Here is a 25,838-nt window from a genome sequence, read left to right as displayed (position 1 = left end):
TACCGCCAGTAGACGATTACGCCGACTTCTCGCGCCGCTCCGCCCGCTGCGCCTTGCGCGGCACGATGGTCGGCAGCACATTGTCGTTGACCGTGTCGGAGTCGATGACGACCTTGGCGACATCGTCGCGACTCGGAATATCGAACATCGCCGACTGCAGGACTTCCTCCATGATGGCGCGCAGACCACGAGCGCCGGTACCACGCAGAATGGCCTGATCGGCGATCGCCTCGAGCGCGTCGTTGGTGAACTCCAGATCGACACCGTCCATCTCGAACAACCGGACGTACTGCTTCACCAGCGCGTTCTTCGGCTCCGAGAGGATCTTGACCAGGGATTCCTTGTCCAGGTTGGTCACCGAGGCGACGACAGGGAGACGGCCGATGAACTCCGGGATCAGACCGAACTTGATGAGATCCTCCGGCATGACCTCAGCGAAGTGATCGGAGGTGTCGACCTCGGCCTTGGAACGCACCTCGGCGCCGAAGCCGATGCCACGGTGGCCGGTGCGGTCGGAAACGATCTTCTCCAGCCCGGCGAACGCGCCCGCGACGATGAACAGCACGTTGGTGGTGTCGATCTGGATGAACTCCTGGTGGGGATGCTTGCGTCCACCCTGCGGCGGCACGCTGGCCTGGGTGCCCTCCAGAATCTTCAGCAGCGCCTGCTGCACGCCCTCACCAGAGACGTCACGAGTGATGGACGGGTTCTCGCTCTTGCGGGCGATCTTGTCGACCTCGTCGATGTAGATAATGCCGGTCTCAGCGCGTTTGACGTCGTAGTCTGCGGCCTGGATCAGCTTAAGCAGGATGTTCTCGACATCCTCACCGACATAGCCCGCTTCGGTCAGCGCGGTCGCATCGGCGATGGCGAATGGAACATTGAGCATCTTGGCCAGCGTCTGCGCGAGGTAGGTCTTGCCACAGCCGGTCGGCCCGAGCATCAGAATGTTCGACTTGGCCAACTCGACCGTCTCACCGCGCGTGTCGCGGCCCTTGTCGCCGGCCTGGATGCGCTTGTAATGGTTGTAGACGGCCACGGCGAGCGTGCGCTTGGCGGTGTCCTGCCCGATCACGTAGTTCTCCAGGAAGTCCCGGATCTCGGCGGGCTTGGGCAGCTCATCGAGTTTGACCTCGCTGGACTCGGCCAGCTCTTCCTCGATGATCTCGTTGCATAGATCGATGCACTCGTCGCAGATGTACACCCCTGGTCCCGCAATGAGCTTCTTGACCTGCTTCTGGCTCTTCCCGCAGAACGAGCACTTCAGCAGATCGCCGCCGTCTCCGATGCGCGCCATCTCGTGGGTCCCTACTTCCTTGTTTGCGTGCAACCGTCTGTCCAGGTTGCCAGCAATCCGTCACCCTCGGGCACTGCCGTCAACCAGGAGCAAAGGCCCCTAGGTCGACCGTACCCGGTGTGCGCGACGGAGGTCGACAACTCGAGCATGTTTCTCGCCGGGGTTACCGGCCGCCTGTCCCGTGACCCGCTCCGCCGGACAATTCTTCCGGGTGGCCGGTTCCATCGAAACGGTCCGGCCGGGACACATGCCGCGTGGCACCCGTCCCGGCCGAATCTTCCTGATTTACAGTAACTTACGAGCGATCAGCGCACTAACCTTACTTCTGGGCGCTGAGCTTGCGGTAATCGAACACCGTATCAACGATCCCGTATTCCTTGGCATCATCGGCGGTCAGGATCTTGTCCCGGTCGGTGTCCTTGCGGATGGTATCCGCGTCCTTACCGGTGTGGCGCGCCAGCGTGGTCTCCATCAGGCGACGCATGCGCTCGATCTCGGCGGCCTGGATCTCGAGGTCGGACACCTGGCCCTGGATGCCACCCTCCAGCGACGGCTGGTGGATCAGCACCCGCGCGTTGGGCAGGCAGGCACGCTTGCCCGGGGTGCCCGCTGCCAGCAGCACGGCCGCCGCCGAGGCCGCCTGACCGAGGCAGACCGTCGCGACGTCGGCACGCACGTACTGCATGGTGTCGTAGATGGCCATCAGCGAGGTGAACGAGCCACCCGGCGAGTTGATGTACATGGTGATGTCGCGGTCGGGATCGAGCGACTCCAGCACCAGCAGCTGCGCCATGATGTCGTTGGCCGAGGCGTCGTCCACCTGCACGCCGAGGAAGATGATGCGCTCCTCGAACAGCTTGTTGTACGGGTTGGACTCCTTGACACCGAAGCTCGAGTGCTCGATGAACGACGGCAGGATGTAGCGCGCCTGCGGGCTCTGCGGCGCGATACCGCCGAGGCCAGCGCGCGGGTCGATCGAATTGGCCATCTTCGTCTCCAAAGTCTCTGTGCGGATGAGCTTGTCGCTACTTGTTGCCTGCGCCGTCGGCCTGATCCGCGTGGCTGATCACACGGTCGATGAAGCCGTACTCGAGTGCCTGCTTCGCGGTGAACCAGCGGTCACGATCGGCGTCGGTGGCAACCTGCTCCACGCTTTTGCCGGTGTGCAGCGCCTGCAGCTCGTTGAGCTCGCGCTTGGTGTGCGCGAACTGCTCGGCCATGATCGCGATATCCGCGGCCGAACCACCGATGCCCGCCGAGGGCTGGTGCATCATGATCCGCGCGTGCGGCAGCGCGCTGCGCTTGCCCTTGGTGCCCGCGGTGAGCAGGAACTGCCCCATGGAGGCGGCCAGACCCATCCCGAAGGTGGCGATGTCGCACTCGGCGAACTGCATCGTGTCGTAGATGGCCATACCGGCGGTTACGGAACCACCCGGCGAATTGATGTAGAGCGAGATGTCCTTGGTCGGGTCCTCCGCCGAGAGCAGCAGGATCTGCGCGCACAGCTTGTTCGCAATGTCGTCGTCGACCTGAGTGCCGAGGAAGATGATGCGCTCACGCAGCAGGCGCTCGTACACCGAATCACTGAGGTTCAGACCAGCAGTCGCGGACGTCATGACGACCCCTGCCTTGTTCATTGTCACGGATACCTGCCTTCTCTTACCGGGCTCGTTGCTGATGCCGAACAGCCATCTCGGGTTCGCTTGTCACAAACAGTAACGAAGCAGGGCGGCACCGAACTCCCGGTACCGCCCTTTCTTCGCTTACAGCGCAATCACACAACCAGTTATAGGTCGATCACGCTGGCATTGCATGGAATTATTCGGCGCTCGCCGTGGTGGTCTCGACCACTTCCGCGCCTTCTTCGGAATCCTCAGGGCCACCGAACATTTCGGAGGTGTCCACGGAGTTGCCCTCGGAATCGGTGACCTTCACCTGGCCGACCACACCGGCCAATGCCTTGCCGCGGCGCACGTCGGCGAAGACCGCACCGAGCTGGCCTGCCTGCTGCACCTGCTGGATGAACTGCTCCGGCGACAGGCCGTAGCGCTGCGCCTGGAACAGAATCCGCTCGGTGAGCTCCTCCTGGCCGACCTGGGTGTTCTCCGCCTCGGCGATGGCATCCAGCAGCAGCTGGGTCTTCACCGACTTCTCGGCGGCTTCCTTGGTGTCGGCGTCGAACTCTTCGCGGGTACTGCCCTGTGCCTCCAACGCGGCGGCGAAGGCGTCCTCGTCATGGTCGAAGCCGTGCACGGCGTCGTGCTGCACGGCGTCGATCTCGGCTTTGACGACGGCCTCGGGCAGCGGCACCTCGACCTGCTCGAGCAGGTTCTCGAGCACCTTGTCGCGGATCTCACCGGCCTGCTCGACCTTCTTGACCCGCTCGACGCGGGTGCGCAGGTCGGCCTTCAGCTCGTCGAGCGTGTCGAATTCGCTTGCCAGCTGGGCGAAGTCGTCGTCGGCCTCGGGCAGCTCGCGCTCCTTGACCGAACCGACGGTGACGGTGATGACCGCTTCCTTGCCCGCGTGCTCACCGGCGACCAGCGTCGAGGTGAACTCCTTGGACTCACCGGCCGACAGCCCGGTCAGCGCCTCGTCCAGGCCATCGATCAGCTGACCGGAACCGACCTCATGGGACAGACCGGTGGTGGCGGCCTCGGGGACGTCCTCGCCGTCGACGGTGGCCGCCAGGTCGATGGAAACGAAGTCGCCGTCCTGGACCGGACGCTCGACACCGGTCAGGGTGCCGAAACGCTGGCGCAGCGACTGCAGCTGCTCCTCGATGTCCTCATCGCCGATGGTGAACGCGTCGACGGTCACCTCGATGCCGTCGTAGGCGGGCAGGGCGATCTCGGGGCGGACGTCGACCTCCGCGGTGAACGCCAGCTCCTGGCCGTCCTCGATCTTGGTGATCTCGATCTCGGGCTGGCCGATGACCTTCACCTCGGAGGTGCTGACGGCCTCGCTGTAGCGCGCGGGAAGCACGTCGTTGACGACCTGCTCCAGGATCGCGCCGCGACCGACACGAGCCTCGATCAGCTTGGCCGGTGCCTTGCCCGGGCGGAAGCCGGGGATACGAACCTGGTTGGCCAGCGCCTTGTACGCCTTGTCGAAGTCCGGCTTCAGTTCCTCGAAGGGCACCTCGACGTTGATCCGGACCCTGGTCGGGCTCAGCTGCTCGACGGTGCTCTTCACGGACATGCTCCTTGTTCGTTGGTTCTGATCGGCGTATTACTCAAAAGACTTGGACACGCCACGCCCACGCGTGCGCATCCCGATCAGGTTAGTTGACCGCTCGCAGCCACCTGCGGGCAGGACCACCAGCACCTGATGCGCGCAGCCGACAAAGTCCATCGGGCCCTATTCCGCCCCGCGACACTGCCGAACGACCACACCCAAAACTCAGCTATTCGGCACAGTCACCGCGTCGGTGACAAAAACCAGGGTCTCATTCGGTTTGACGCCGTTACCGCCCGAGCCATAGCCGAGCTCCGGCGGGACGATCAACAACCGCCGCGCGCCCTGCTGCACACCGACCAATCCCTGGTCCCACCCCGGAATGACCTGTCCGGCACCCAGCGTCAACTGGAACGGCTTACCCCGATCGAACGAGCTGTCCAGCTTCTTCTTGTCCGACCAGGTGACCAACGAATAGTTCATGGTGAGCTCCTGACCGGCGGCCGCGCCGGGGCCGCTGCCCTCGACCAGGTCCTTGGTGATGAGTTCCTTGGGCGGGTCGCAATCGTCAGGGATGGTGATCTTCGGACTGTCGCCGAACCCACCGTCCACCTTCACATCGTCGGCCGCGCATTCGCGGCCTGTGCTCTGCGGCATGGCGGCAGCCGACGAGGCAGCGGTTCGCGATGACGTGGGCGCGGCCGAGTCCTTGGCGTCGTCCGAACCGCAGGCGGCGAGCCCGAACGCGGCGGCGGCAATGGTACCGATTCCGATGATCCTGCCGAGTGTGTGCATGCGGCGGACCATAATCCACCGCCCTCCGATCGGCCCACCCACCCTGCGCCGGATCGGTATGAATCACTGTCACGCCGAACGCCGGGTAGGGACGACGGCTGGTCGCGGGTACGGCACCTACCGGCGGCATCGTCCGCACGCGCGGCCCCCCGGAAATCGGTAGCCGTGGGTAGGCTTGCTGGCGATTCTCCATCCGACGTTGTCGATCGACGTCGGCAACCATGCAGGTCCCGGCGACAGCGGTGGCTCGAGCCGCGCGCTGTCGATGACCGAGGGTGAGGAGTCGACACATGACACAAACGGACCCAGGCGCGGGCGATACCGCCGCCGACAATGTCGACAGTGCCGGCGGTGCGACTATCGCGCCGCGTCCGTATCGGCTCGCGGAGGTGTCGGGGCCGCTCGAACGTGACGAACTGGCGTCGATCGACGCGTGGTGGCGGGCCGCGAATTATCTCGCCGTCGGCCAGATCTATCTGATGAGCAATCCGCTGCTACGGGAACCGCTGCGCGCCGAGCACATCAAGCCACGACTGCTCGGACATTTCGGCACCGTGCCGGGTCTGAATCTGGTGTGGGCGCATGCCAATCGGGCGATCCGGCAGCGCGATCTGAATGCGGTATTCGTCGCGGGACCAGGCCACGGTGGGCCGGGGCCGAACGCGTGCGCGTGGCTGGAGGGCACCTACTCCGAGCTCTACAGTCACATTCCACGAGACGGCGAGGGGATGGGCGCGCTGTTCGCCCAGTTCTCTTTCCCGGGCGGGGTCCCCAGCCACTGCGCACCGGAAACGCCGGGCTCCTTCCACGAGGGGGGCGAGCTCGGTTACTCCCTGCTGCATGCTTTCGGGGCGGCACTGGACAATCCCGACCTCACGGTGTTCTGCGTGGTCGGGGATGGCGAGGCGGAGACCGGCCCGCTGGCCACCAGTTGGCACGCGAACAAGTTTCTCCATCCCGGGCGAGACGGCGCGGTGCTGCCGATTCTCGCGTTGAACGAGTACAAGATCGCCAATCCGACCATCCTGGCGCGGATTCCGGAGCGTGAGCTGGCGTCGCTGTTGCGCGGCTACGGATACGAACCGGTCGTCGTGTCGGGCAGCGATCCGGCCGAGGTTCATCAGTCCATGGCGGTCGCCATGGACGCGTGCCTGGAACGCATCGCGCAGATCCAGCGGACCGCGCGCGCGGGCTCCGACGGGCCGCGCCCGATCTGGCCGATGATCGTGCTGCGTACACCGAAAGGCTGGACCTGCCCGCCGGTGGTGGACGGCGATCAAGTCGAGGGCACCTTCCGCGCGCATCAGGTGCCGTTGCCCGCGGCCCGCACCGATGACCGGCATCGCGCCGTGCTCGAACAGTGGCTGCTGTCGTATCGTCCGGACAAGCTGTTCGACGAGGCCGGCCGACCTGTATCCGCCCTCGACGCGCTGGTTCCCAACCGCGACCGGCGAATGAGCGCGAATCCGATTACCAACGGCGGCATGCTCATTCGGGATCTCGAACTGCCCGACTGGCGCGAATACGGCGTCGATGTCGCGGCTCCCGGCGCGGCACAGCACGAGGCGACCCGGGTACTCGGCGGCTGGCTGCGCGATGTCACCGCGCGCAATGCCGACAACTTCCTCACCTTCGCACCCGACGAGCTGGCCAGCAATCGACTCCAGGACATCCTGGAGGTCACCGGGCGCGACTGGCAGGCCGAGATCGGCGAATTCGATGTCGGCCTCGACCGCACCGGCCGGGTGATCGAGGTGCTGTCCGAGCACATGTGTCAGGGACTGCTCGAGGGCTATCTACTCACCGGCCGCCACGGCGTCTTCACCTGCTACGAGGCGTTCGTTCACATTGTCGATGCCATGTTCAACCAGCATGCCAAGTGGCTGGACGCCAGCGCGGCGGTGCCATGGCGGCGACCGATCGCGAGCCTGAATTACCTGCTGTCATCGCATGTCTGGCGACAGGACCACAATGGGTTCACCCACCAGGACCCCGGCTTCCTCGACGTGGTGCTGAACAAGAAAGCCTCGATCGTGCGGGTGTATCTGCCGCCGGATGCGAACACGCTGCTGTCGACCTTCGACCATTGCCTGCGTTCACGGCATTACGTCAATGTGGTGGTCGCAGGCAAACAGCCGCAGGCGGACTGGCTTTCGGTCCCCGACGCCGCGGTGCACTGCGCGCGCGGCGCGGGGATCTGGGAGTGGGCGGGACAGCGCGACGATCCTGGCACCACCCCCGACGTTGTCCTCGCGTGCGCGGGCGACGTGCCGACCCTGGAAACCCTCGCCGCGGCGGCCATTCTGCGCCACCACCTGCCCGAGCTGCGGATCCGCGTGGTGAATGTGGTGGATCTGATGCGGCTGCAACCCGCCGACGAGCATCCACACGGCCTGTCCGATAGCGAATTCGACACCCTCTTCACCCGCGACCGGCCAGTGATCTTCGCTTTCCACGGCTACCCGTGGCTGGTGCATCGACTCACGTATCGACGCACCAACCACGGCGAACTCCATGTCCGCGGCTATCGGGAAAAGGGCACGACGACAACACCGTTCGACATGGTGATGCTCAACGACCTCGATCGGTTCCACCTGGTCATGGACGTAATCGACCGGGTATCGACGCTGCGGGAAAATGCCGCTGGACTGCGTCAAGAAATGGTCGACGCGCGCTGGCGGGCCCGCGCCTGGACCCGCGAACACGGTGCGGACATCCCCGCCGTCGCCGACTGGACCTGGCCCGCCCTCAGCCTCTGACTGCGGCGAAATTTCCTGCCGGCTGCCATCGTCGACAAGGTTCGGCGCGCATCGACGTGGCCGCCGGGATGTTGTGTGGCGTGGGGCTCACTGCCCAGGGTCGACGCGGAACACCGCGTCGATGGCACCTTCAACCGACGCCGCCACGCTCGGTCGACTCGTCCAGCCGGGAGCGAAATGCCGAGGTCCCGAGTATCTGCGGATCATCTACGGCCCGGAATTAGCTGCGCGAGAGCAATCTGCACAGGTTGCGGACCTAAGGTCTTGGACGTAAGCGCTCGATGCCCCTACGGGAATTCGCGCTCGGCATGGAATCGCTGGACCGAATCGTCGCGGGTGAGCGGCTGCGGCGGGTTCGTGAGGCGGTATTCGCGGTGCTGGTGCTGGAATTAGAACCGGTGGATCCGAGGTTGTAGTGATGGCGCTGCTCGCACCGGGATCAGTGGGCGGATCATTGCCCAGCCAGACTGGAACCGTTACAGTTACTGTTAGCAAGGTGCTTGCAACTGTTAAGCGCCAGGTTGCTGTGCGTTCTATCCGGCCGATGTTCGATATGGCCCGCGCACTGAGCAGACAAAGGAGTCTGACCATGACCGCTGCGAGCACCGATGGAGTCGCCGCGCCCAGAAAAATGCTGATCGACGACCGTTTCACCGCGGTCGCGGCGAAGTTCTTCTCGATGTTCCGGCGCAAGGCGCAAGGCGGCGGCGGGCTGGCGGTCTATCTGCACGGTGAGCCGGTCCTCGATATCTGGGCGGGCTGGGCGGACCGCGATCGACGCTGGCACGCGGATTCCATGGCGCTGTCCTACTCGACGGGTAAAGGCGTCGTCGCTACCGCCGTGCACCGGCTGATCGAGCGCGGCATCCTCGAACTGAACGCGCCGGTGGCGACCTACTGGCCGGAATTTGCGGCAAACGGCAAGGCGGAAATCACCCTTCGCGAGGTGCTCAACCATCGCGCCGGGCTGCAGCGCACCCGCGACCTGCTTCCCCATCCGGACGATCTGCTCGACCACGACGCGCTCGCGGCCGCCATCGCCGCCTCGGCACCCGACCCGATGCGGATGCGGGCGTCGGGCTACCACGGCCTGACCTTCGGCACGCTCGTCGCGGAAATCACGCAGCGCGCCACCGGTCGCATCTTCCTCGATGTCGTGCGCGGCGAGCTCGCGGAACCGCTCGGCGACAATGATTTCTGGTTCGGCGTGCCCGAGCATCAGCGCCATCGTCTGGCTCGCCTTTCGCCGCGCCTCGGCGTCGCCAACGTGCCGTTCGACACCCTCATCGCGCCGTTCGCGGCGGTGAAACTGGTGAGATCCGCACGCAGCGCCATCTACGACGGCTGGGCCGATATGACCCTCGGCATGCGCCCCTACGACACCATGATGCCCGGCTGGAATGGCGTTTTCACCGCCCGCTCGCTGGCCAGGATGTACGGCGCGATCGCTAACGACGGTATGGTCGGCAACCGCCGCCTGCTGCGCCCCGAGACCACCGGGCTCATCGCCCAGATGCCCGCGAACAGCCGCTACGACTACGTCCTCGGCGCCGGACCGCAGTTCGCCCTCGGATACCATCGCGCCGTTGTCGGCACCAGAATGACCCGGAATGCCCTGGGCCACTTCGGTATCGGCGGCTCGGGCGGCATCGCGTTCCCACACCTCGGCCTATCGGTCGGCTTCGTCACCAATCACCTCGGCAACTACGCCATGTCACTCGGCGACGCCCGGCTCCCCTTCCTCGCCGCCATGTCCGAACGCGCCGCCCGCACCTCGAGCGCCGAAGCCGTGACCGAACTCGCCGACCAACAGGCCGCCAGCTAGCCACACTGGCCGAGCACAAACCGGCTCGCGGCAACAGCTTCACTCTGGTTCCTGGTGACTTTGGTCCTGACTATCGGTGGCATGTGGAACTTCCGTGCTATGGCGGCAGGCACGCAGGATGGGTTTTGATGTTCGACTTCCTGCTGTTGTGAGGTAGGTGCGACATGCCGGCAACCAGTCACGACTGGAGCAAACCAGCGGCGATGACCATCCCCAAGGAGGGCTATTTCGAGCTGGTGCGGGGCAGATACGGTCCGACCTATCCACGGACACCGGCCTGCTACGGGTTCTCGATCATCGCAAAGGTGAAACCAGGTCGCGAAGAGGCCATTCGTGCGTACGGCAAGCAGATCGCAGCGGCGGTAGCGAGTAGTCCGGATGTGCTGGCGCCGCTGCGACTGCATTATTTGCGGTGGATATTGTTCGACGTCGGATCGGGACTGCATTTTCAGTATCAGGGCATCTTCGACACCGATTTCGACAAGTACACCGAGGATGCCGTGATGCTCTTCTCCCAGACCGGTATCACCACCGTCTTCACCAACCTCGAAGGTTTTCCCGAGGACTGGAAGGAGAACCCGGAGGCGTTTGTCGCATTCGTGCGAGAACACCATTTTCCGAGCTTCCTCGAGTACGGTGAGTACCCCTATGTCACCGCCGACAAGATCAAAAAGGCGCTGCGGCTAGAGGCAGCGTTTTCCCATATGCTCGATCAGATGCAGTGATCGGCTGAGCCGATGCTCGAACTCGACGATATTCAGCACATCCTGCTGACTCGCACGCCGGCGATGACCGGTCGCTACGAATTCCTGTCCTTCGACGATCCCGCCGGGGGGCGGGCCTGGTTGACCGCGCTGCTGGATCGGGTTCAGTCGGTTGCGGACGCGCGTACCACGCTGGAAAGTTCCGAGCGCTGGATTACGCTGGCCTTCACGTGGCGCGGGCTGCGGGCGCTCGGGGTGTCCGAAGAAGCGCTCGCCACCTTCCCCGACGAGTTCCGTGAGGGCATGGCCGCCCGTGCTGACATCCTGAGCGACACCGGCGCCAACCACCCGGATCACTGGGTGGGCGGGCTGGCCGGTGATGACCTGCACGCCATCGCGATCTTGTTCGCCCGCACCGATGCCGAACATCGACGGTGTACTGCCGAGCACCACAAGCTGGTGGCCAGCTGCCGGGGTGTGCGCGTCTTGTCGTTCCTCGATTTGAACGCGACGCCGCCATTCGCCTACGCCCATGACCATTTCGGGTTCCGAGACCGGTTGTCCCAGCCGGTGATCGACGGGTCCGGTGAAGAACCGACGCCGGGCTCGGGTGCACCGCTGAAACCTGGTGAATTCATCCTGGGCTACCCCGACGAGGAGGGGCCACCCCGCGGGCTACCGCAACCAGAGGTGTTGTCCCGCAACGGCAGCTACATCGCCTACCGACGGCTGCAAGAACACGTCGGTGCATTCCGGAACTATCTGCGCGAGCACGCCGACACCCCGCAGGCGCAGGAGCTACTCGCTGCGAAGCTGATGGGCCGCTGGCGAAGCGGAGCCCCTCTGGTGCTGGCCCCTGACCGTGATGATCCCCAACTGGCTGCGGATCCCATGCGGAACAACGACTTCAACTACAAAGAGATGGACCCGCACGGCTACGCAGTACCGCTTGGCTCGCACGTGCGGCGACTCAACCCACGCGACACCGCAGCAAACATGAACCGCCGCAGAATGATTCGCCGCGGCGCCACCTACGGGCCGAAGCTACCCGAAGATGCCCCCGACGACGGGGTGGACCGGGGCATTGCCGCGTTCATCATCTGCGCCAGCCTGGTCCGCCAGTTCGAGTTCGCCCAAAACGTCTGGATCAACGACAAAACATTCCACGAACTCGGCAACGAACGCGACCCCATCTGCGGCACCCAGGACGGCAGCATGGATTTCACAATCCCCAAGCGGCCCATCCGCACAGTGCTCGCGGGGCTACCGGCGTTCACCACGCTGAAGGGTGGCGCGTACTTCTTCCTCCCGGGCATCAGCGCCCTGCGATACCTGGCCACGCTCGACAATCGAGAGGTGACGTCATGAGCCCCCTGCCGCCGGCACGCACCTACAACCAGAACCACATCCCACGCAAGCACGACGGGCGGCGGCGGATCAGCATTTACTGGACGTGGAGCTACCCGTGGGAGGCACAACGCGATCCCGCCGAAATGTACAACCGCTTCTCCACGATGACCGAAGTCCGCAACGTGGCGTGGCCAAGTTACGAGACTCCCGAGTACGACGCAGCGCACTTCCTGCAAGGTATCGCCGGCACACTGGAGCTGTTCCATCGCTCGACACTCGCGTTTCAGCAGCTGGCCGGTGCGGCGACCGGCCATCCCGTCGCGGTGTTCCAGCGCATCGACCAAGCAGGCTGCACATTGCCGATCGACGAGCGGATCCTGGCCGACACCGACACGCTGATGGTGTTCGGGCTCGATCACATCCTCTCCGAACAGGAGTCCGCACCCGAAGAGAGCGCCGCAATCCAGGAGTGGCTGCAACGCGAAGGCACCTGCCTGCTTTTAGCGCCGCACCACGATGTCGGCTTCACCGACGACAACACGCAACGACAAATCGAATACGAGCATCACGGCGACCGGCTGGTGCCCCGCCAACAACGATTCGGCCAGTACACGCGCTCGCTGATGAAAGCGCTCGAGGTGCCGGTGCACAACAAATGGGGACTGCGGCCCGCGGTCGTCGACGGCACCGCTGAGATCGCACCCCTGACCGGGTTCCGCGATCTGGACACACCCCGACTGCTGGACAACGTCACCACATTCAACTTCCACCCACATCTGCCGCACTACGAGCTCACTGCGCCGGAAAGCGACTCCCTGCGCGTCCTGGGGCGCCAACGCATCGACCCCACGCGACCCCATCCCTTCACCACGGCCGGCAACACCGAGTTCAATGCGCTGATCTGGATGCCGCCCACCGGCCGGCGTGCCGGGGACATCGTGCTCATCGACTCCACCAACTTCACCACACTCTTCGGCGGCACCGACAGCCTCAGAAACCTCTGGCACAACCTCGCCACCATGAAATGACCCGAATTCTTCGGCGGCACCCGTGGCGGCAACACCATTGGTCGGGCGCACTCCACCCAGCATCCCCGGCGAAAACAACGGACGGTTGCGGTGGGCACTACCGGGCGAGAAAGTGCCAGCCGAACCATCCCCACACAAGCACAGCGGCAATTCTCGCCGCCCGAGTACGGGTGAGGTACGCGACTGTCTCACCCACGGGCGCGACCAGATCCCGGCGGACATGCGTGGCCGCAACCGTGCCGAGCGTGGCCACAAGCAGCAGCACGAACCCGACGATGACGATCTCCCGATCGCTCATCTCGACACCAACCACCAGCCGAAACCCAGCCACGCCAGCCACCCGACGAACCGCAGCGGCCATCGCTCGAGTGCCGGATCCAGCAGCACCGACAACGTCGGGTGCTCGTAGCTCGGTCGGATCCAATCCGGTTGCCGCGCAAGTGCATACACTTCCCACACCGACCCCGCGACCACCAGCGTCGACCAGACGGCCACGCCGCGCCGCAGTCGGGCTGTGCCCGGAGTCCGCTCGGGCCTCGCACGGCAGGCCAGCACCGAAGCCACCACCACCGCCGCCACCACCAGCGCAGTTGCCGACCAGCTGAACGGTCGGGTGCTGGCCCCACCTGCCGCCAGCACGGCACCGATGGCCAGCGGCGGCACGAGCCGCCGGAATCGTGGTTCCGAGCGCGCCGGTTCTCTCGTCACATTGGCAGAATAAGTCCACGGGCGACCGGATTCGGATAGGTGCGGCCGCACGGCGGGCCGAGTAGCTCTCGAACTGCGCGATGGCGCGCTCGCCCCCGGCGTCGGGGACCTCAGCCGGGGGCGAGCGCGCGGTCGGCGAGCGCGCCGATGACCGGTGCGAGAGTCTCGGCGTAGCTGACCGTGAGGTGATTGTCATCGCGGTACACCAGCTTGTCGCCGACGATGAGGGGGCAGCGGGCTGTCGTACAGAACAGGGAGGTCAGGTCGGCGTACTGCCCGCCGCCGGATGTGGCCGCCGCCTGCTCGGCCGCGATACCCGCGTCGTTGACAGCGACCGGCCGTGCGGGAGTGCATGCCGAGGCATCGTCGATATGTTCGGACAGGCACGCCGGCACGATGGCGTGTGGATCGGGGATCGCCCCGAGAACCAGGACGGCCGAGCCGATCGCTCGCAGCTGGGTAACCAGGTGGTTCAGGCCGTCGACCCATGCCCGGTCATAGGAGACGAAGCCGAAGTCGCCACCATAGCGCCGGGACATGCTCACCACGATCAGCCGCGGGCGTTCGACCTGCAGCCTGGCCATAACCTGGCCGCGCCACTGCTCGCATTCGGTGTACTCCCGGCCGAGATAGGGGCTGACGATAGGCAGGTCCAGCAGTGGACAGGTGACCTTGGCCATGGTTTCCAGCCGCCAGTGCCGTGGTGCTGCGATCAGCTCGAACGCTGGAGTCCACATCGCGGCATGTGAATCGCCGACCAAGGCCACCGTTGTGGCCGAGTCCGTATCACCGGAGGCGCATTCGGCCTGGCCCGCATCATGCCAGGACCGCACGCAGCCGTTGACGAACACCTCGGCCTTGTCGCCGGGCGCGTCGGCGAGTGAAGGGGTGAGATTCGAAGGCACAGCATGGATTTCCGCCGATCCAGCAACCACGGATCGGGTTTGTGCCACCAACTGCCCGATAGCCTCGTCGCGCGGGTCGGTGGTGGGGCCAGCCGGTGCGGCGGGTGCGGTGAGCGTGAAGGCCGGCGCTGCCATGCCACGACCGACCGGGGTGGGCACGAGCATGAGCAGTACCAGCGCCACACCGATGGCGACTGCGCTGCTCGCACCGCCCCAAGCGAGGCTGAGCGTGGCCGAACTCCGCAATCGGGGGGCGAAACGAACCGGATTCTCGACCAACCAGTGGGTGAGCATGGCGAGTCCGCCGGCCATGGCGACCGCACCCAGTGATCCGAGCAGCCCGAGCGGGTGGTCGAGCACCTGCGGTGCCAGCACCAGCACCGGCCAGTGCCATAGATACCAGGAGTAGGAAAGCTTGCCGATCGCTCGCATCCCCGGGACAGCCAAAACGCGACCGACACCGAATCGTGGTTTGGCGCAGTCGGATACGATAACGAGGGCCGCGCCCAGGACGGGCACCAGTGCCGCAGTGCCGGGATACGGTGCCTTTTCGTTCAGATGAGCGCAGGCCGCACCGATCAAGGCCAACCCGACCCAACCAGCGGCGGCGGCCACCGATTTCGGCAACCTGGACCACATGACGGTCGAGAGCGCCACCATCCCGCCAACAGCCAGTTCCCAAGCCCGTGCGGGCAGCGAGAAGAACGCCCACGACGGCAGCATGCCAGTCCAGGTCAGCGAGATCGCGAATGAGAGCGCGGCGACGCCCGCGAGGACGAGAAGGTATGGGAGTAGCGGCGCCGAACTCGTTCGGCGCCGCCGCACGAACCAGGCCGTCGCGATCATGAGCGCAGGCCACACCAGATAGAACTGCTCCTCCACGCCGAGCGACCAGAAGTGCTGAAACGGCGACGGGGGCAGGTCGGCGGCAAGGTAGTCGGTGCCGTGCAGCGCAAGCCGATAGTTTCCGGCATACAGCGCACTGGCGAGCCCGTCGCCGAGGACTTGGCGGGCCTGTAGCGGCGGCAGTAGCACGGCCGTGGCGATCGCGGTGGCGACCAGCACGATCCCCGCTGCGGGAAGCAGCCGACGGGCGCGGGCGCCGTAGAACCTGGCCAGTCCGATAGTGCCGGTGGCCGCCACTTCGCGGCAGAGGATTCCGGTGATGAGAAAGCCGGAAATGACAAAGAAGACGTCCACACCGACGAATCCGCCCTCAATCCCCGGCACGCCCGCGTGGAAAAGCACGACGGCCAATACCGCGACCGCTCGCAATCCCTCGATGTCGGGGCGAAATCCCTCCCGCGGCGACGCGTTGTGCCCCTGACCTGCGCGCCAATTTCGCAATCCGCTGTCGACCGTGGCCGTCATGGGCAGCATTGTTACCGATCTTGTCGGCTGTGTCGCGACAACTCGCCGCTTGGCAGGAGTGCTGGCCTCGGTCTTTCAGGCTGCCCGGCGTGATCGGATCGGGTGTCCGCGGGCCTCCGAGTTACTCCGCGGTGGTGGCGATGTCGGGTTCGCCCTCGTAGCCGAGATCGCTGAGCGATGGTGGCCGCTGATCATCATTTCACCCCGATTACGGCCCCGATCGACTGGACCCGAATTAAGCTGGCAGCCAACGAGATCGAGCGCAACCGGCCCAGCGATGGAACCGATTCGCGGCTTGCATCACAGGTTCGGGAGGGGACATGACAACCGATCACGCGGGCGAACAGCCTTCGCGCCACTTCTGGCGGACTACTGGGTTGCTGGGGTTGTTGACTACTGTGTTGGCCCTTATCGGCATCGGCGTGGAGCGCTACGTGAACACCGATGCGCCAGCGCCGTCGCCACCGGTGATATTGAGGCTCGAGCCTTCCGCATCGACCATTCCGATCGATGTTTACGCCGAAGCGTCCGGACTAGACCCCAACAGTCAGTACGAACTCCGAGAGGCTGACAGAAAGTTCTCGCCACGCAACGTCACATCGGCCCCCACCGGCCAACTGTCCGAGAAGCTCACTTTCAATAGTGCTTCCGATCCCGGCACCTATAAGGTCCAGCTCTATCGTGATGGCACTCTCGTCACCAGCGCCACGCTGGAACTCACCCGCAAAAGGTAGCCGCCTCGTTGCGTTGATATCTGCGGGATCGGCCACCGCCGCACTGGTCCTGCTCCACACCGAACACCGCCGAATCGCCTGACCGAATGACACGCCGGTTACCCCGAATGGCTCAATGACCCGATTCGCCCGCGCGCTTCAATTTGCGCCAGCCACCGGCCCGATTGTTGGCGATGATCTGGCGGAACATGGTCAGCAGGGCTGGGGCGTTGAGGGTTTCACCCTCGCGAACCGCAACGGTGCGGGCGGTTTTGTTGTCGTGGCCCGCAGTGATGATGCCATCAGGGTCGGGCACGATGGCGCCGTCGTAGACGAACACATTGACATGGGTTTTCGCCGCGAGCAGGGCGCAGATATTGCCCTCCAGCACGAAGTACGGCTGCACGGTGCGCTTGATGGTCTCGACGACCTCCGGATCGGCCGCGTGCACCAATTCGCGGACCTCCCGGCAGATCGCCCGCTGCCATTGCGGAAGCGGGTCGATGTAGGCATCGACACGCGGGTCGGCCTCAAAGGACATGTGCCGATCCAAGCACAGTCGCCGGCCGCGGTGGTGGTGTTCGACCGAATCCGCGGCCGGGGTGATCGATCGCTTGGCAGCCGACGGCCGCGGCGATTCCTCCCGATGCGGACCTCATCGTGCGAAACTCCCCTCGCCGACGCCTGGTCTACATCTGCCACACCTGGTTCGGATGGGGCAGTTTCAGTGGCACCCCGGGACCGACCGCACGCCCGATTCGGCCGAATTCACCGACCATCGGCGGCAACCAGCACATCGACGGCTATCGCACCGCTTACTCCCAGCAGATCGGCCAGGTCTACGACTCGCCGATCGGCCACGCCGGTGCCGCCGCCAGAACGTCGATGCTTCCGGACATGATCATGCGGACACGCCGGTATTCGCAGGTCGGGCACGGCCGTGTCGAGGGCCTGCTCGCATTACACATTCGGCGGTTCGATACCCAGCTCGGCCACTCGCTCGCGGTAGCGCTCGACGTTGGCGAGCTTGATGTCCTCGTATCCCCGCACCACGTCGGCGAGCACCGCCGCCGCGACCGCGCGGTCGTAGCCGGCGCTGTCGAGATCGGCGGCGAGGTTGGTCACCATTTCGGTGTAGTGCGCGAGCAGGACGCGCTCCACCTTGCGCACACGGGCGTAACCGAATGGATCGAACTTGGTGCCGCGCAGGCGCTTTCCCTTCGCTAACACCCGCAGCGCGAGGTGCCCGCGCGGGCCGATGCCGATCTTCTTCTTACGGCCCATGGCGCGCAGGATCGGTGGGTGCAGGCGGTAGGTGAGGTTCGCGCCATCGGGTAGCCCGGTCTTCAGGTCCTCGAGGAAAGACGGGTCGGTGAGGCGGCGGGCAACCTCGTATTCGTCCTTGTAGGCGGTGAACTTGTAGAGCCCCTGTGCCACTTGCTCGCTGAACTCGGTGCGATCGGTTACCCGCTGCTGCGCCTCCCAGATGAACTGCATAGTCCGCACGTACTCGCGCGCGACCCGCACACCCTGAAAACCGATCAGTTCGACCGCACGCAACTCCACCCGACGCTTGGTCTCCCCTGTGGCGGTCAGGGCATCGAAAAGGTCGGCTGGAACTGCGGTCTCGGCGCGTGCCGCCCGATCCGGAACGGTCGCGGCGGCGAACTCGTCGGGACGGGCGACCGCGACGCGACCCCAGCGGAAGGCGGCGATATTCGCCTGCACGGCGACACCGTTGATCTCGATCGCCTCCTCGATCGACGCGGCGGGCAGACGCAGGCCACCGATCTGGTATGCCGCACCGACCAGCAGAAAATTGGCGGCCGAGGTATTGCCGAACAGCACCTCGGCAGCGGCAAGGGCGTCGAACGAACGCAACGAGCGCGATACCCGCTGCAGCCGCGACAGCAGCAGGCTCGTCTCGGGATAGGCGACGGACTTGTCGTAGACCATGTCGCCGGTCGGGGTTTTGCTCGTCGAGGCGACCGAAAGAGTGGCCGCGTTCGAGCCGTAGGCCAGGTTCTTGTTGTCGGTGGCCGCAAGCAGGTCGAAGGCCACGATGCAGTCGGCCGACCCCGGGGTCAGGCGGTTGGCGGGCTCCAACTCGCCCGGCGCGAACCGCAAATGCGAGACCACCGGTCCGGCCTTTTGACTCAGACCGATCTGATCCAGGCTCGCCACCTCGTAACCCGCACGCAGTGCGGCGGTCGCCAGCACTTGGTTGACAGTGACGATGCCGGTGCCGCCGATACCCGCGAGGAAAACATTCTGGGTCACGGTCGGCGCCGCGCCGGGCACGTCGGGCAGCACCGGCGGCTCGGGATGCCGGATGGCCTTGCGCTTCCTCGCTTTCGCCGGATCCGGGAGTTCTACCGTAACGAAGGAGGGGCAGTCGCCGTCCAGGCAGCTGTAGTCGGTATTGCATGAGGTCTGATCGATCCGGGTCTTGCGCCCGAACTCGGTGTCGACGGGCTGCACCGACAGACAGTTGCTCTTTACACCGCAGTCACCGCATCCCTCACAGACCGCCTCGTTGATGACAACCCGCGTCCGCCGTACCGGCAGCGTGCCGCGCTTGCGCCGACGACGCGCGTCTGCGGCGCAGTGCTGATCGTAGATGAGTACGGTGACTCCGGGAATCTCACGCAGCGCGCGCTGTGCCTCGTCGAGCCGGTCGCGGTGCCACAGCAGGGTGCCCGCCGCGAGGTCGCGCTTGCGATATTTCCCCGGTTCGTCCGCGCAGACGATGATCTGCGCGACACCCTCGGTGCGTAACTTTTGCGTCAGCATCGGCACCGCGAGCGCGCCTTCGGCGTCCTGCGCGCCGGTCATCGCGACGACGTCGTTGTACAGGAGTTTGTAGGTGATATTCACCCCCGCGGCGACACACGCCTGCACGGCGAGCTGACCGGAGTGGAAAAACGTTCCGTCGCCGATGTTTTGGAACAGGTGCCCCACATCTGTGAAGGGCGCCTGCCCGATCCATTGCGCGCCTTCACCACCCATCTGCGTCAACCCGGTGACCGCGCTGTCTTCGCGACCCGACATCGTCACCAGGGTGTGGCAGCCGATACCGCCGCCTGCCAGCGAGCCTTCCGGAACCGCGGTGGACCGGTTGTGCGGGCAACCGCTACAGAAGTATGCCGCGCGTTTGGCGGGCAGCACTGACAGCGACAGCGGCTGCGGTAGCGGGCGTTTCATCTCGAGATGACCATCGAGGACCCGCCGCAGCGGCCCCGCGATGCGGCCGGTGGTGAGCTCGCCGTCCTGCGCGAACAGCACCCGGCCCGCGGCGTCCCGCTTGCCGAGAATCTGCGGCGCGTCCGGTGTGCCGTAGAGAATCTCGCGAATCTGGGTCTCGATGAAGGCGGTTTTGTCCTCGACGACCACAATGTGCGCGAGCCCGTCGGCGAACCGCCGGACACGCTCGGGGGCAATGGGATACGGCATGCCGATGCGCAGCAGCCGGACGCCGGCACGCATCAGTGCCTCGTCATCGGCGCCGAGGTCGAGCAGTGCCTGACGCACCGCGTCGAAAGTGGTTCCGGTTGCCGCGATCCCGACAGTGGCGCGGGGTGGGTCGACCTCGATGACATCCAGTTCGTTGATGGCACTGTATGCCTTGACGATCTCCCAGCGCGGCCCGTAGAGGTCCGCTTCGGCGATGACACTGTCCGTCGGCGCGGCCATCGGCCGCTGCCGGTAGATGAACGGACGCCCTTCCCAGGCGATCTCGGGCACGGTAATGGGAATATCACCCACCTGGCCGTCGACCGTCCATGCGCCATCGGCCACGTCTGCCACAATCTTCAGCGCCACCGCACAACCCGACGCGCGTGACAACGCCACTGCGTGCAGACCCATGGTGACGATCTCGCGGGCGTTGCGCGGGAATAACACCGGAATGTTCAACGCGGCCAGCGAGCGTTCGCTGACCGCGGGTACCGTCGACGACTTCGATGCCGGATCGTCCCCGACCAACAGCAGCATGCCGCCGCGCGGATTGACGCCGTACATATTCGCGTGCCGCAGTGCGTCGGTCGCCCGGTCGAGGCCGGGACCCTTGCCGTACCAAACACCGACCACACCGTCGTGTGTCGCGCTGCCCGCGGGCAGGTCGGCCTGACTCCCCCACACCGAGGTAGCGGCGAGTTCCTCGTTCAACCCCGGCACGAAGGAAATGTCGTGTTCAGCACGGACATCCGGCATCCCGTTCAGCATCTTGTCGACACCACCGAGCGGGCTGCCCTGATACCCGGAGACGAACGTCGCGACCCGCCTGCCCGCGCGCAGGTCGCGCACATGCTGTTCCACCAGCTGCCGCGCGATCGCTTGGACACCGGTCAGGACGACGGTTGCCGCCCCGACGCGGTATCGGTCGGCGAGGTCGTACGGTGCCGGGACCAGGTCGCGGTCGGCAAGTTCGGTCATGGAAGTCCACCCGTCCGCTCGGCGCCGATGTGGCACCTCGACTCGTTGAGCACTTGACGCCAATATCTTGCATCTGGAGCGCGAATTGAACAACATCGCTCACAAAAAATGAGCAGAATGCTCAATTTCGGGGGCAAGAAACGTGCACAGACCATGCAAGATGTGAGGGAATATATGACGCGGGTCACGAAGGACGAGTCGAACCGCACGTCCGATGACGCACCACCCTCGGGCGGCTCGCGACGATCGTGCGTCCGGCGAAAACTTCGGGACTGCGGTCGGTGACCGGGAGGCGTCCGACGCGCTCGCAGTCGCGCTCCCATTGGGGTACCGATGCGAGAGAGTGTGTTGGCTACAGGTTTGGCTACAGTAGCCAATCGAGGCGACTGGCCGGATCTTTGTCGGGGTGACAGGATTTGAACCTGCGACCCTCCGCTCCCAAAGCGGATGCGCTACCAAGCTGCGCTACACCCCGATCCGACGGCCGAGAAGGCCGACGCTCCCCGATGGGGGAAGAGAGCGGGTGACGGGAATCGAACCCGCACCATCAGCTTGGAAGGCTGACGCTCCACCCCATTTCACATGGGGATTCATCTAGTTTTCCCTGCTAGTGGCCTTTTGGCCGTTGGTAAGAACCTGTGCAGGACCGTACCATTGGCTACACTAATTGGCTACACCTGGAATCGCAAATCGGTGACGACTACTCCCCCACGATTCCAAGCGCCAGCAACCACGCAGTCCACGATAGACGTTCGAGGGCCCCCGCAATGACAACCCCTAAGAAGCAGACCTTCAAGACCCCCGGCAAGAAACGCAAACGCCAGTACGGGCAGGGCTCGATCTATCGGCGCGCGAACGGCCTGTATTGCGGGTACGTCTCACTCCCGCCCGGCCCCGACGGTAAGCGCCGACGCACCCCGCCGGTTTACAGCATGGATCGCAACACCGTCACGGAGATGCTGGAGGAGGTCAAAGAGAACCTCCGCAAGGGGATCCTGCCGTCGCCGAAGAAGAAGGTTTCGGTCACCGAGTGGATGCTGAAGTGGGCGGAGATCAAAAAGCCGGAGTGGGCGCCGCGCTATTACAAGACGGTGCTGTCCACGATCAACCAGCAGATCACCCCGTCCATCGGCGGAGCCGACGTCAAGACTCTCACCCCTGACCACATCCGCTACATGATCGACTGGATCGATGGGCAGACCAAGGAGGGGAAGGTCGAACGACCTGACGGCACAGTGGAGTTGGCGAAGGTGCCGAAGTGGTCGACCCGCACAACGCAGGTCGCCTACGACCGAATACATTTGGCGCTCGAGGACGCCAAGCGTCAGCGCCCACCGCTGGTGCGGGAGAACGTCGCGGCACTCGTTAAACGCCCTAAGGCAATCAGCGCGACAGGCGAGCACCACACGGCCGAACAGGCGCGCGCAGTGCTGGAGGCCGCGCTGGAATGGGGCGACCCATATGTGACGCTGTGGGCCACCCGCTACCTGACCGGGCTACGGCAGGGCGAACTACTCGGGCTCACCAGTGAGCGGATTGACTTCGATGAGCTGACCATCGATGTCTCCTGGCAGCTACAGTGGCTGCCGCTGCTGCCAGGGATGAAGAACTCCGATGCCCCTGGAAGGTTCGATGCTCCTCCGACGTACGAGATCACCCCGCTGTATAAGGCCGCGGCACTGGTGAAACCGAAGACGGACAAGCCGAGGATTATCCCCATGCCCGCCGAGCTGGCGGTGTTGCTGAAGATCTATGTGCAGAACCAGGTTCCGAACCACTATGGACTGCTGTGGGTGTCGGAGCAGTTTCGGCCGATCCAGGCGAAGGATGACACCGCGGCGTGGAACGACGCGCAGGCGCGCGCTGAGGTGCCGCAGATCAGAGGGCACGGAACACGGCATACCGCGAACACTCTCCTGCCTGTGGATGAGGTGACGCGGATGCAGATCCTCGGGCACTCGACGGCGGCGGCGAACCGGCTGTATCTCCATGCCGATCTCGGCAAGTTGCGAACTGGTATGGGCGCTCTGGCGGGGATGTTGCTGCCGGAGAAGATTGTGCCGACGAGTCAGCGCCCGTGATCCGCAATCTGCATGACCTGCTGAGACTTTCATGACTTGTCACAGCAGGATTGCAATCTGAATCTCTCGTCTGCTGGCCGGACGATAGCTATGATCAGGCTTCTACCTATTACACATTTCAACCGATCGGAGTCGGGGCCGCGTCGGGTTGCGGAGGTTTACGCATGACCAAAACTCGCGAGCCCCAGGTAGTGCGACATCGGGACGGCTTGCCATGACGGACCTACACAGCAGGGATTCGGGCCGCAGAGTGGGTTTGCCTGATCGTCGCTTGATCGAGGTCAGATCCGCGCAGAGTCCCCTAGGTTGTCCCAGTCCGCCTGGGCGCATCCACCGTCCAGCGAGGATGACGACCGCCATAGTGGGGATTGTAGAGGCGAAACCGTCCGGAACGATTGCGGCAGAGGGTGGTTGGGCCGTCATTGGGACGGTCATCCTCAATGGCGGGGAGGTTCGGAAGGTGCCCCGCCGAGGGCTGAGCTCCGAGCAATCCCTGGCGTTCGACGCCGCCTCTGAGGCGGTGTGGCTACACGGCCGAGACGCCCTCCGCGGGTGGCGATTCCATCCCCGGATCGGGTGGCTGCTCGACGTCCGAGTGGCTATCCGTCCGAGGTGAGATCGTCGCGCTCCAGCAGCCCGGCGAGATGCTCATCACCGGTCCGCGTACCGGAGGCGTACTGCGGGTCCAATCGGCCGTCCGACAGGTAGGGCACGTCACCGTTGGACCTCACCTCATGGAGCACCGCAAGAAGCATCCGGCGGCCCTGCTCGGACAGAGTGGGGTCGGTGCGGATGGCGGTTTCGCTATCGGCCTCGGGCTCCGTGAGGATGATGCCCATATCGGCCAGGGCCGCCCGGGCGACCGTGGCCGGCGTGACACCCAGGCCGGCAGCGAGCCCGAAGATGGCGCTGCGGCTGATCGCGGGGTTGCCTCCGCCCGCGATGCGGCCGATGTTGGATTTGCCCAGCTTCTGACCACGCTGTTTCGCGCGCTCCACCACCTGCGCGTCGGATATATTGTTCAGCCCCTTCTGCTGCTCGATCAGCGCACCCAGGTGCGTCTCGTAGCGTGCGGCCATCCTGTCCTCCTCCGAGGCTGAGACCCCATCATCGGGACATCAACACAATCCAGGACACGTCTCGATTGTGGTCGACGTGTCCAGTTGGACACCATAACCATGTTACGGGCGTCCAGGGAAGTATGCAGGTCCGAACGCATTATTGCGATCCCATGCAGGGCGTTGTGTTGCTAGGCGGACACTGCCCTACATTTATTTGACCATAAATACTGGACACCGCGACCACAGAAGAGTAGCTTCGTCGTGGACAGGGTCACCCAAAGCAGGAGGTGCCGATGATCCTGAAGGACCGCAAGAAGCTCCGGCGGCTGATGGTCATCCAGGAAGTTAGCCAGCGCGAGCTTGCTGCCGCAGCGGGCTATAACGCTCACAGCTACGTAGGCCGTCTGGTTCGCGGGCAAGTCTCCTCGGTTGGAACTGATGCCGCCCTGCGGATCGCTCATCGATTGCGGGTGGGCGTCGAGGATCTTTTTTTGCCCGACGAGTCCAGTAATTCTGGAGACGAAGACCACAAAGGGGCGTCATGAAAATGGACCGGTCCCATCAAGGCCACCAGACAGCGGAGAACGCAACCGTAGACCTCCGACCGGTCACCCTCGACCTCGAAGGTGCGAAAGCGTATACGGGGCTGTCGAAATGGCGCCTGGAGACGCTGCTTCGCGAGGAAAAGATCACCGGCCGGAAAGAGGGCACGAAGAACCTCTACGAGCGCGCGAGCCTCGATCGATACATCAAGTCCCTGCCCGCGTGGGGGACGGTATGAGCACCGACCTGATGCCGTTCACCTACGAGGGTGTGAGCGTCCGCACCGTCGTCATCGATGGCGAGCCCTGGTTTGTTCTCGCGGACCTCTGCAAGCTGCTGGAAATCGCGAACCCGAGCAACGTCGCGTCGCGGCTCGACCCGAGCGGCGTCAATACCCTCCGCCTGGCGGATGGTAATCGCGGCAACCCGAACGTGACTGTCGTCAACGAGTCGAACATGTACGAGGTCGTTATCCGGTCGGACAAGCCGGAGGCCGTGGCGGTTCGCCGATGGATCACCGCTGAGGTTCTTCCGGCGATCCGCAAGACGGGCGGCTACGGCCAGGTTGCGCCGAAGGGTGAGGAGCTGCTGGCCCTCGCGGTTCTCGAAGCGAGGACGATGCTGGCCGCGAAGGATCAGCGGATCGCCGAACTAGAGCCAAAGGCGGAGGTCGCCTCGCGGTTGCTCGACGCCGACGGAGATCTGAGCGTGCGCGATGCTGCGCAGACCCTCACCCGAGCAGGAGTGAAGACCGGACAAGGGCGGCTCTTTGCTGATCTTGCACGGCGGCAATGGATTTCCCGCGCCGGTGATGGCCGTTGGCGGGTGCTGCAATACGCGATCGACCACGGGTTCATGTCCGTGATTCCCCAGTCTCACTACCACCCGAAGTCCGGTGAGTTGGTCCTGGACCCACCGCAGCCGCGCGTGACGCCGAAGGGTTTGCAGCGCTTGCTGTCCGACCTGGGCGGCTGACATGACTTCCTCGCCACTGGTGTCCCGTCCTGGTGGTGAGGCCGCATCCCCGGCGGTGACCGTGTCACGTGACGCCGCCGGGGATGCCTCCAAATGTCCGTCCGTAAAACGG

23 protein-coding genes and 1 tRNA gene are annotated in these 25,838 nt (G+C 64.8%); 12 read left to right on the top strand and 12 right to left on the bottom strand.

Annotation, left to right across the window (positions count from 1 at the left end; translation table 11 throughout):
* Window positions 1-16: 16 nt before the first annotated feature.
* The 5 genes from clpX to LKE06_RS27420 all read right to left on the bottom strand — a co-directional run bounded on the left by clpX (window position 17) and on the right by LKE06_RS27420 (window position 5,269).
* The gene (clpX, locus tag LKE06_RS27440; protein WP_228002240.1) at window positions 17-1,297 is read right to left on the bottom strand and encodes an ATP-dependent Clp protease ATP-binding subunit ClpX; all 1,281 of its coding nucleotides are present in this window, start codon (window positions 1,295-1,297) and stop codon (window positions 17-19) included.
* A 319-nt stretch (window positions 1,298-1,616) separates the two neighbouring features.
* The gene (locus LKE06_RS27435; RefSeq protein WP_228002239.1) at window positions 1,617-2,285 is read right to left on the bottom strand and encodes an ATP-dependent Clp protease proteolytic subunit; all 669 of its coding nucleotides are present in this window, start codon (window positions 2,283-2,285) and stop codon (window positions 1,617-1,619) included.
* 37 nt (window positions 2,286-2,322) lie between these two features.
* Window positions 2,323-2,934 (bottom strand): ATP-dependent Clp protease proteolytic subunit, encoded by a 612-nt coding sequence (locus tag LKE06_RS27430; protein WP_228002238.1) that lies wholly within the window; start codon window positions 2,932-2,934, stop codon window positions 2,323-2,325.
* Window positions 2,935-3,115: 181 nt separating this feature from the next.
* Window positions 3,116-4,492 (bottom strand): trigger factor, encoded by a 1,377-nt coding sequence (gene tig / locus LKE06_RS27425; protein ID WP_228002237.1) that lies wholly within the window; start codon window positions 4,490-4,492, stop codon window positions 3,116-3,118.
* 207 nt (window positions 4,493-4,699) lie between these two features.
* Window positions 4,700-5,269, bottom strand: coding sequence for an FKBP-type peptidyl-prolyl cis-trans isomerase (locus LKE06_RS27420; protein WP_228002236.1), 570 nt, complete (start codon window positions 5,267-5,269; stop codon window positions 4,700-4,702).
* 290 nt (window positions 5,270-5,559) lie between these two features.
* Between LKE06_RS27420 and LKE06_RS27415 the strand changes: the two genes are divergently transcribed.
* The 7 genes from LKE06_RS27415 to LKE06_RS27390 all read left to right on the top strand — a co-directional run bounded on the left by LKE06_RS27415 (window position 5,560) and on the right by LKE06_RS27390 (window position 12,935).
* The gene (locus tag LKE06_RS27415) at window positions 5,560-8,028 is read left to right on the top strand and encodes a phosphoketolase family protein (protein WP_228002235.1); all 2,469 of its coding nucleotides are present in this window, start codon (window positions 5,560-5,562) and stop codon (window positions 8,026-8,028) included.
* A 121-nt stretch (window positions 8,029-8,149) separates the two neighbouring features.
* Window positions 8,150-8,302, top strand: coding sequence for a hypothetical protein (locus LKE06_RS32990; RefSeq protein WP_308188449.1), 153 nt, complete (start codon window positions 8,150-8,152; stop codon window positions 8,300-8,302).
* 7 nt (window positions 8,303-8,309) lie between these two features.
* Window positions 8,310-8,444 carry a hypothetical protein gene (locus LKE06_RS32985; RefSeq protein ID WP_308188447.1) on the top strand — a complete coding sequence of 45 codons (135 nt, stop codon included), beginning with the start codon at window positions 8,310-8,312 and terminating at the stop codon, window positions 8,442-8,444.
* A 173-nt stretch (window positions 8,445-8,617) separates the two neighbouring features.
* A complete protein-coding gene (locus LKE06_RS27405; protein ID WP_228002234.1) occupies window positions 8,618-9,853 on the top strand; it encodes a serine hydrolase domain-containing protein in 1,236 nt (411 codons plus the stop codon).
* A gap of 164 nt (window positions 9,854-10,017) precedes the next feature.
* Window positions 10,018-10,578: a hypothetical protein gene (locus LKE06_RS27400; RefSeq protein WP_228002233.1), complete on the top strand. Its 561-nt coding sequence runs from the start codon at window positions 10,018-10,020 to the stop codon at window positions 10,576-10,578.
* 12 nt (window positions 10,579-10,590) lie between these two features.
* A complete protein-coding gene (locus LKE06_RS27395; RefSeq protein ID WP_228002232.1) occupies window positions 10,591-11,925 on the top strand; it encodes a Dyp-type peroxidase in 1,335 nt (444 codons plus the stop codon).
* Window positions 11,922-12,935: a hypothetical protein gene (locus LKE06_RS27390; protein WP_228002231.1), complete on the top strand. Its 1,014-nt coding sequence runs from the start codon at window positions 11,922-11,924 to the stop codon at window positions 12,933-12,935. The genes LKE06_RS27395 and LKE06_RS27390 overlap by 4 nt, the downstream gene beginning before the upstream one ends.
* 97 nt (window positions 12,936-13,032) lie before the next feature.
* Here LKE06_RS27390 and LKE06_RS27385 read toward each other — a convergent pair whose 3' ends face one another.
* The 3 genes from LKE06_RS27385 to LKE06_RS27375 form a co-directional block, all read right to left on the bottom strand.
* Window positions 13,033-13,233 (bottom strand): DUF6186 family protein, encoded by a 201-nt coding sequence (locus tag LKE06_RS27385; RefSeq protein WP_228002230.1) that lies wholly within the window; start codon window positions 13,231-13,233, stop codon window positions 13,033-13,035.
* On the bottom strand, window positions 13,230-13,643 hold the full coding sequence (locus LKE06_RS27380; RefSeq protein ID WP_228002229.1) for a hypothetical protein: 414 nt from the start codon (window positions 13,641-13,643) through the stop codon (window positions 13,230-13,232). Before LKE06_RS27380 ends, LKE06_RS27385 begins: the two co-directional genes overlap by 4 nt.
* A 110-nt stretch (window positions 13,644-13,753) precedes the next feature.
* A complete protein-coding gene (locus LKE06_RS27375) occupies window positions 13,754-15,919 on the bottom strand; it encodes an acyltransferase family protein (protein WP_228002228.1) in 2,166 nt (721 codons plus the stop codon).
* A 320-nt stretch (window positions 15,920-16,239) separates the two neighbouring features.
* Here LKE06_RS27375 and LKE06_RS27370 point away from each other — a divergent pair, with 320 nt between their 5' ends.
* A complete protein-coding gene (locus tag LKE06_RS27370; protein ID WP_228002227.1) occupies window positions 16,240-16,653 on the top strand; it encodes a hypothetical protein in 414 nt (137 codons plus the stop codon).
* 112 nt (window positions 16,654-16,765) lie between these two features.
* Here LKE06_RS27370 and LKE06_RS27365 read toward each other — a convergent pair whose 3' ends face one another.
* From LKE06_RS27365 to LKE06_RS27355, 3 genes are all read right to left on the bottom strand, one after another.
* Window positions 16,766-17,173: a DUF1801 domain-containing protein gene (locus LKE06_RS27365; RefSeq protein WP_228002226.1), complete on the bottom strand. Its 408-nt coding sequence runs from the start codon at window positions 17,171-17,173 to the stop codon at window positions 16,766-16,768.
* Window positions 17,174-17,592: 419 nt separating this feature from the next.
* The gene (locus LKE06_RS27360) at window positions 17,593-21,066 is read right to left on the bottom strand and encodes an indolepyruvate ferredoxin oxidoreductase family protein (RefSeq protein ID WP_228002225.1); all 3,474 of its coding nucleotides are present in this window, start codon (window positions 21,064-21,066) and stop codon (window positions 17,593-17,595) included.
* Between the two features lie 401 nt (window positions 21,067-21,467).
* Window positions 21,468-21,541, bottom strand: a tRNA-Pro gene (locus LKE06_RS27355).
* A 292-nt stretch (window positions 21,542-21,833) separates the two neighbouring features.
* Between LKE06_RS27355 and LKE06_RS27350 the strand changes: the two genes are divergently transcribed.
* On the top strand, window positions 21,834-23,147 hold the full coding sequence (locus tag LKE06_RS27350) for a tyrosine-type recombinase/integrase (protein ID WP_228002191.1): 1,314 nt from the start codon (window positions 21,834-21,836) through the stop codon (window positions 23,145-23,147).
* Window positions 23,148-23,746: 599 nt separating this feature from the next.
* On the opposite strand, the gene LKE06_RS27345 is transcribed toward LKE06_RS27350, so the two are convergent.
* Complete coding sequence (locus tag LKE06_RS27345; protein WP_228002190.1) at window positions 23,747-24,226, bottom strand: hypothetical protein; 480 nt, start codon at window positions 24,224-24,226, stop codon at window positions 23,747-23,749.
* A 275-nt stretch (window positions 24,227-24,501) separates the two neighbouring features.
* On the opposite strand from LKE06_RS27345, the gene LKE06_RS27340 reads away from it, so the two are divergent.
* Genes LKE06_RS27340 through LKE06_RS27330 form a run of 3 tightly spaced genes read left to right on the top strand, consistent with a single transcriptional unit; the run spans window position 24,502 to window position 25,726 of the window.
* On the top strand, window positions 24,502-24,753 hold the full coding sequence (locus LKE06_RS27340; RefSeq protein WP_228002189.1) for a helix-turn-helix domain-containing protein: 252 nt from the start codon (window positions 24,502-24,504) through the stop codon (window positions 24,751-24,753).
* Window positions 24,750-24,989: a hypothetical protein gene (locus LKE06_RS27335; protein ID WP_228002188.1), complete on the top strand. Its 240-nt coding sequence runs from the start codon at window positions 24,750-24,752 to the stop codon at window positions 24,987-24,989. The genes LKE06_RS27340 and LKE06_RS27335 overlap by 4 nt, the downstream gene beginning before the upstream one ends.
* Window positions 24,986-25,726: a BRO family protein gene (locus tag LKE06_RS27330; protein WP_228002187.1), complete on the top strand. Its 741-nt coding sequence runs from the start codon at window positions 24,986-24,988 to the stop codon at window positions 25,724-25,726. Before LKE06_RS27335 ends, LKE06_RS27330 begins: the two co-directional genes overlap by 4 nt.
* The last annotated feature ends 112 nt before the right edge of the window (window positions 25,727-25,838 follow it).

Source organism: Nocardia australiensis, from assembly GCF_020733705.1.
In the GTDB taxonomy this organism is placed as follows: Bacteria; Actinomycetota; Actinomycetes; order Mycobacteriales; family Mycobacteriaceae; genus Nocardia; species Nocardia australiensis.
This window is presented reverse-complemented; position numbering and strand designations above follow the sequence as displayed.

Bases quoted from the DNA above. Each gene is read 5' to 3' on its own strand.
- clpX (WP_228002240.1), bottom strand. From the start codon at position 1,297: ATGGCGCGCATCGGAGACGGCGGCGATCTGCTGAAGTGCTCGTTCTGC.
- LKE06_RS27435 (WP_228002239.1), bottom strand. From the start codon at position 2,285: ATGGCCAATTCGATCGACCCGCGCGCTGGCCTCGGCGGTATCGCGCCG.
- LKE06_RS27430 (WP_228002238.1), bottom strand. From the start codon at position 2,934: ATGAACAAGGCAGGGGTCGTCATGACGTCCGCGACTGCTGGTCTGAAC.
- LKE06_RS27420 (WP_228002236.1), bottom strand. From the start codon at position 5,269: ATGCACACACTCGGCAGGATCATCGGAATCGGTACCATTGCCGCCGCC.
- LKE06_RS27415 (WP_228002235.1), top strand. From the start codon at position 5,560: ATGACACAAACGGACCCAGGCGCGGGCGATACCGCCGCCGACAATGTC.
- LKE06_RS32990 (WP_308188449.1), top strand. From the start codon at position 8,150: ATGGCACCTTCAACCGACGCCGCCACGCTCGGTCGACTCGTCCAGCCG.
- LKE06_RS32985 (WP_308188447.1), top strand. From the start codon at position 8,310: ATGCCCCTACGGGAATTCGCGCTCGGCATGGAATCGCTGGACCGAATC.
- LKE06_RS27405 (WP_228002234.1), top strand. From the start codon at position 8,618: ATGACCGCTGCGAGCACCGATGGAGTCGCCGCGCCCAGAAAAATGCTG.
- LKE06_RS27400 (WP_228002233.1), top strand. From the start codon at position 10,018: ATGCCGGCAACCAGTCACGACTGGAGCAAACCAGCGGCGATGACCATC.
- LKE06_RS27395 (WP_228002232.1), top strand. From the start codon at position 10,591: ATGCTCGAACTCGACGATATTCAGCACATCCTGCTGACTCGCACGCCG.
- LKE06_RS27390 (WP_228002231.1), top strand. From the start codon at position 11,922: ATGAGCCCCCTGCCGCCGGCACGCACCTACAACCAGAACCACATCCCA.
- LKE06_RS27385 (WP_228002230.1), bottom strand. From the start codon at position 13,233: ATGAGCGATCGGGAGATCGTCATCGTCGGGTTCGTGCTGCTGCTTGTG.
- LKE06_RS27375 (WP_228002228.1), bottom strand. From the start codon at position 15,919: ATGACGGCCACGGTCGACAGCGGATTGCGAAATTGGCGCGCAGGTCAG.
- LKE06_RS27370 (WP_228002227.1), top strand. From the start codon at position 16,240: ATGACAACCGATCACGCGGGCGAACAGCCTTCGCGCCACTTCTGGCGG.
- LKE06_RS27365 (WP_228002226.1), bottom strand. From the start codon at position 17,173: ATGTCCTTTGAGGCCGACCCGCGTGTCGATGCCTACATCGACCCGCTT.
- LKE06_RS27360 (WP_228002225.1), bottom strand. From the start codon at position 21,066: ATGACCGAACTTGCCGACCGCGACCTGGTCCCGGCACCGTACGACCTC.
- LKE06_RS27350 (WP_228002191.1), top strand. From the start codon at position 21,834: ATGACAACCCCTAAGAAGCAGACCTTCAAGACCCCCGGCAAGAAACGC.
- LKE06_RS27345 (WP_228002190.1), bottom strand. From the start codon at position 24,226: ATGGCCGCACGCTACGAGACGCACCTGGGTGCGCTGATCGAGCAGCAG.
- LKE06_RS27340 (WP_228002189.1), top strand. From the start codon at position 24,502: ATGATCCTGAAGGACCGCAAGAAGCTCCGGCGGCTGATGGTCATCCAG.
- LKE06_RS27335 (WP_228002188.1), top strand. From the start codon at position 24,750: ATGAAAATGGACCGGTCCCATCAAGGCCACCAGACAGCGGAGAACGCA.
- LKE06_RS27330 (WP_228002187.1), top strand. From the start codon at position 24,986: ATGAGCACCGACCTGATGCCGTTCACCTACGAGGGTGTGAGCGTCCGC.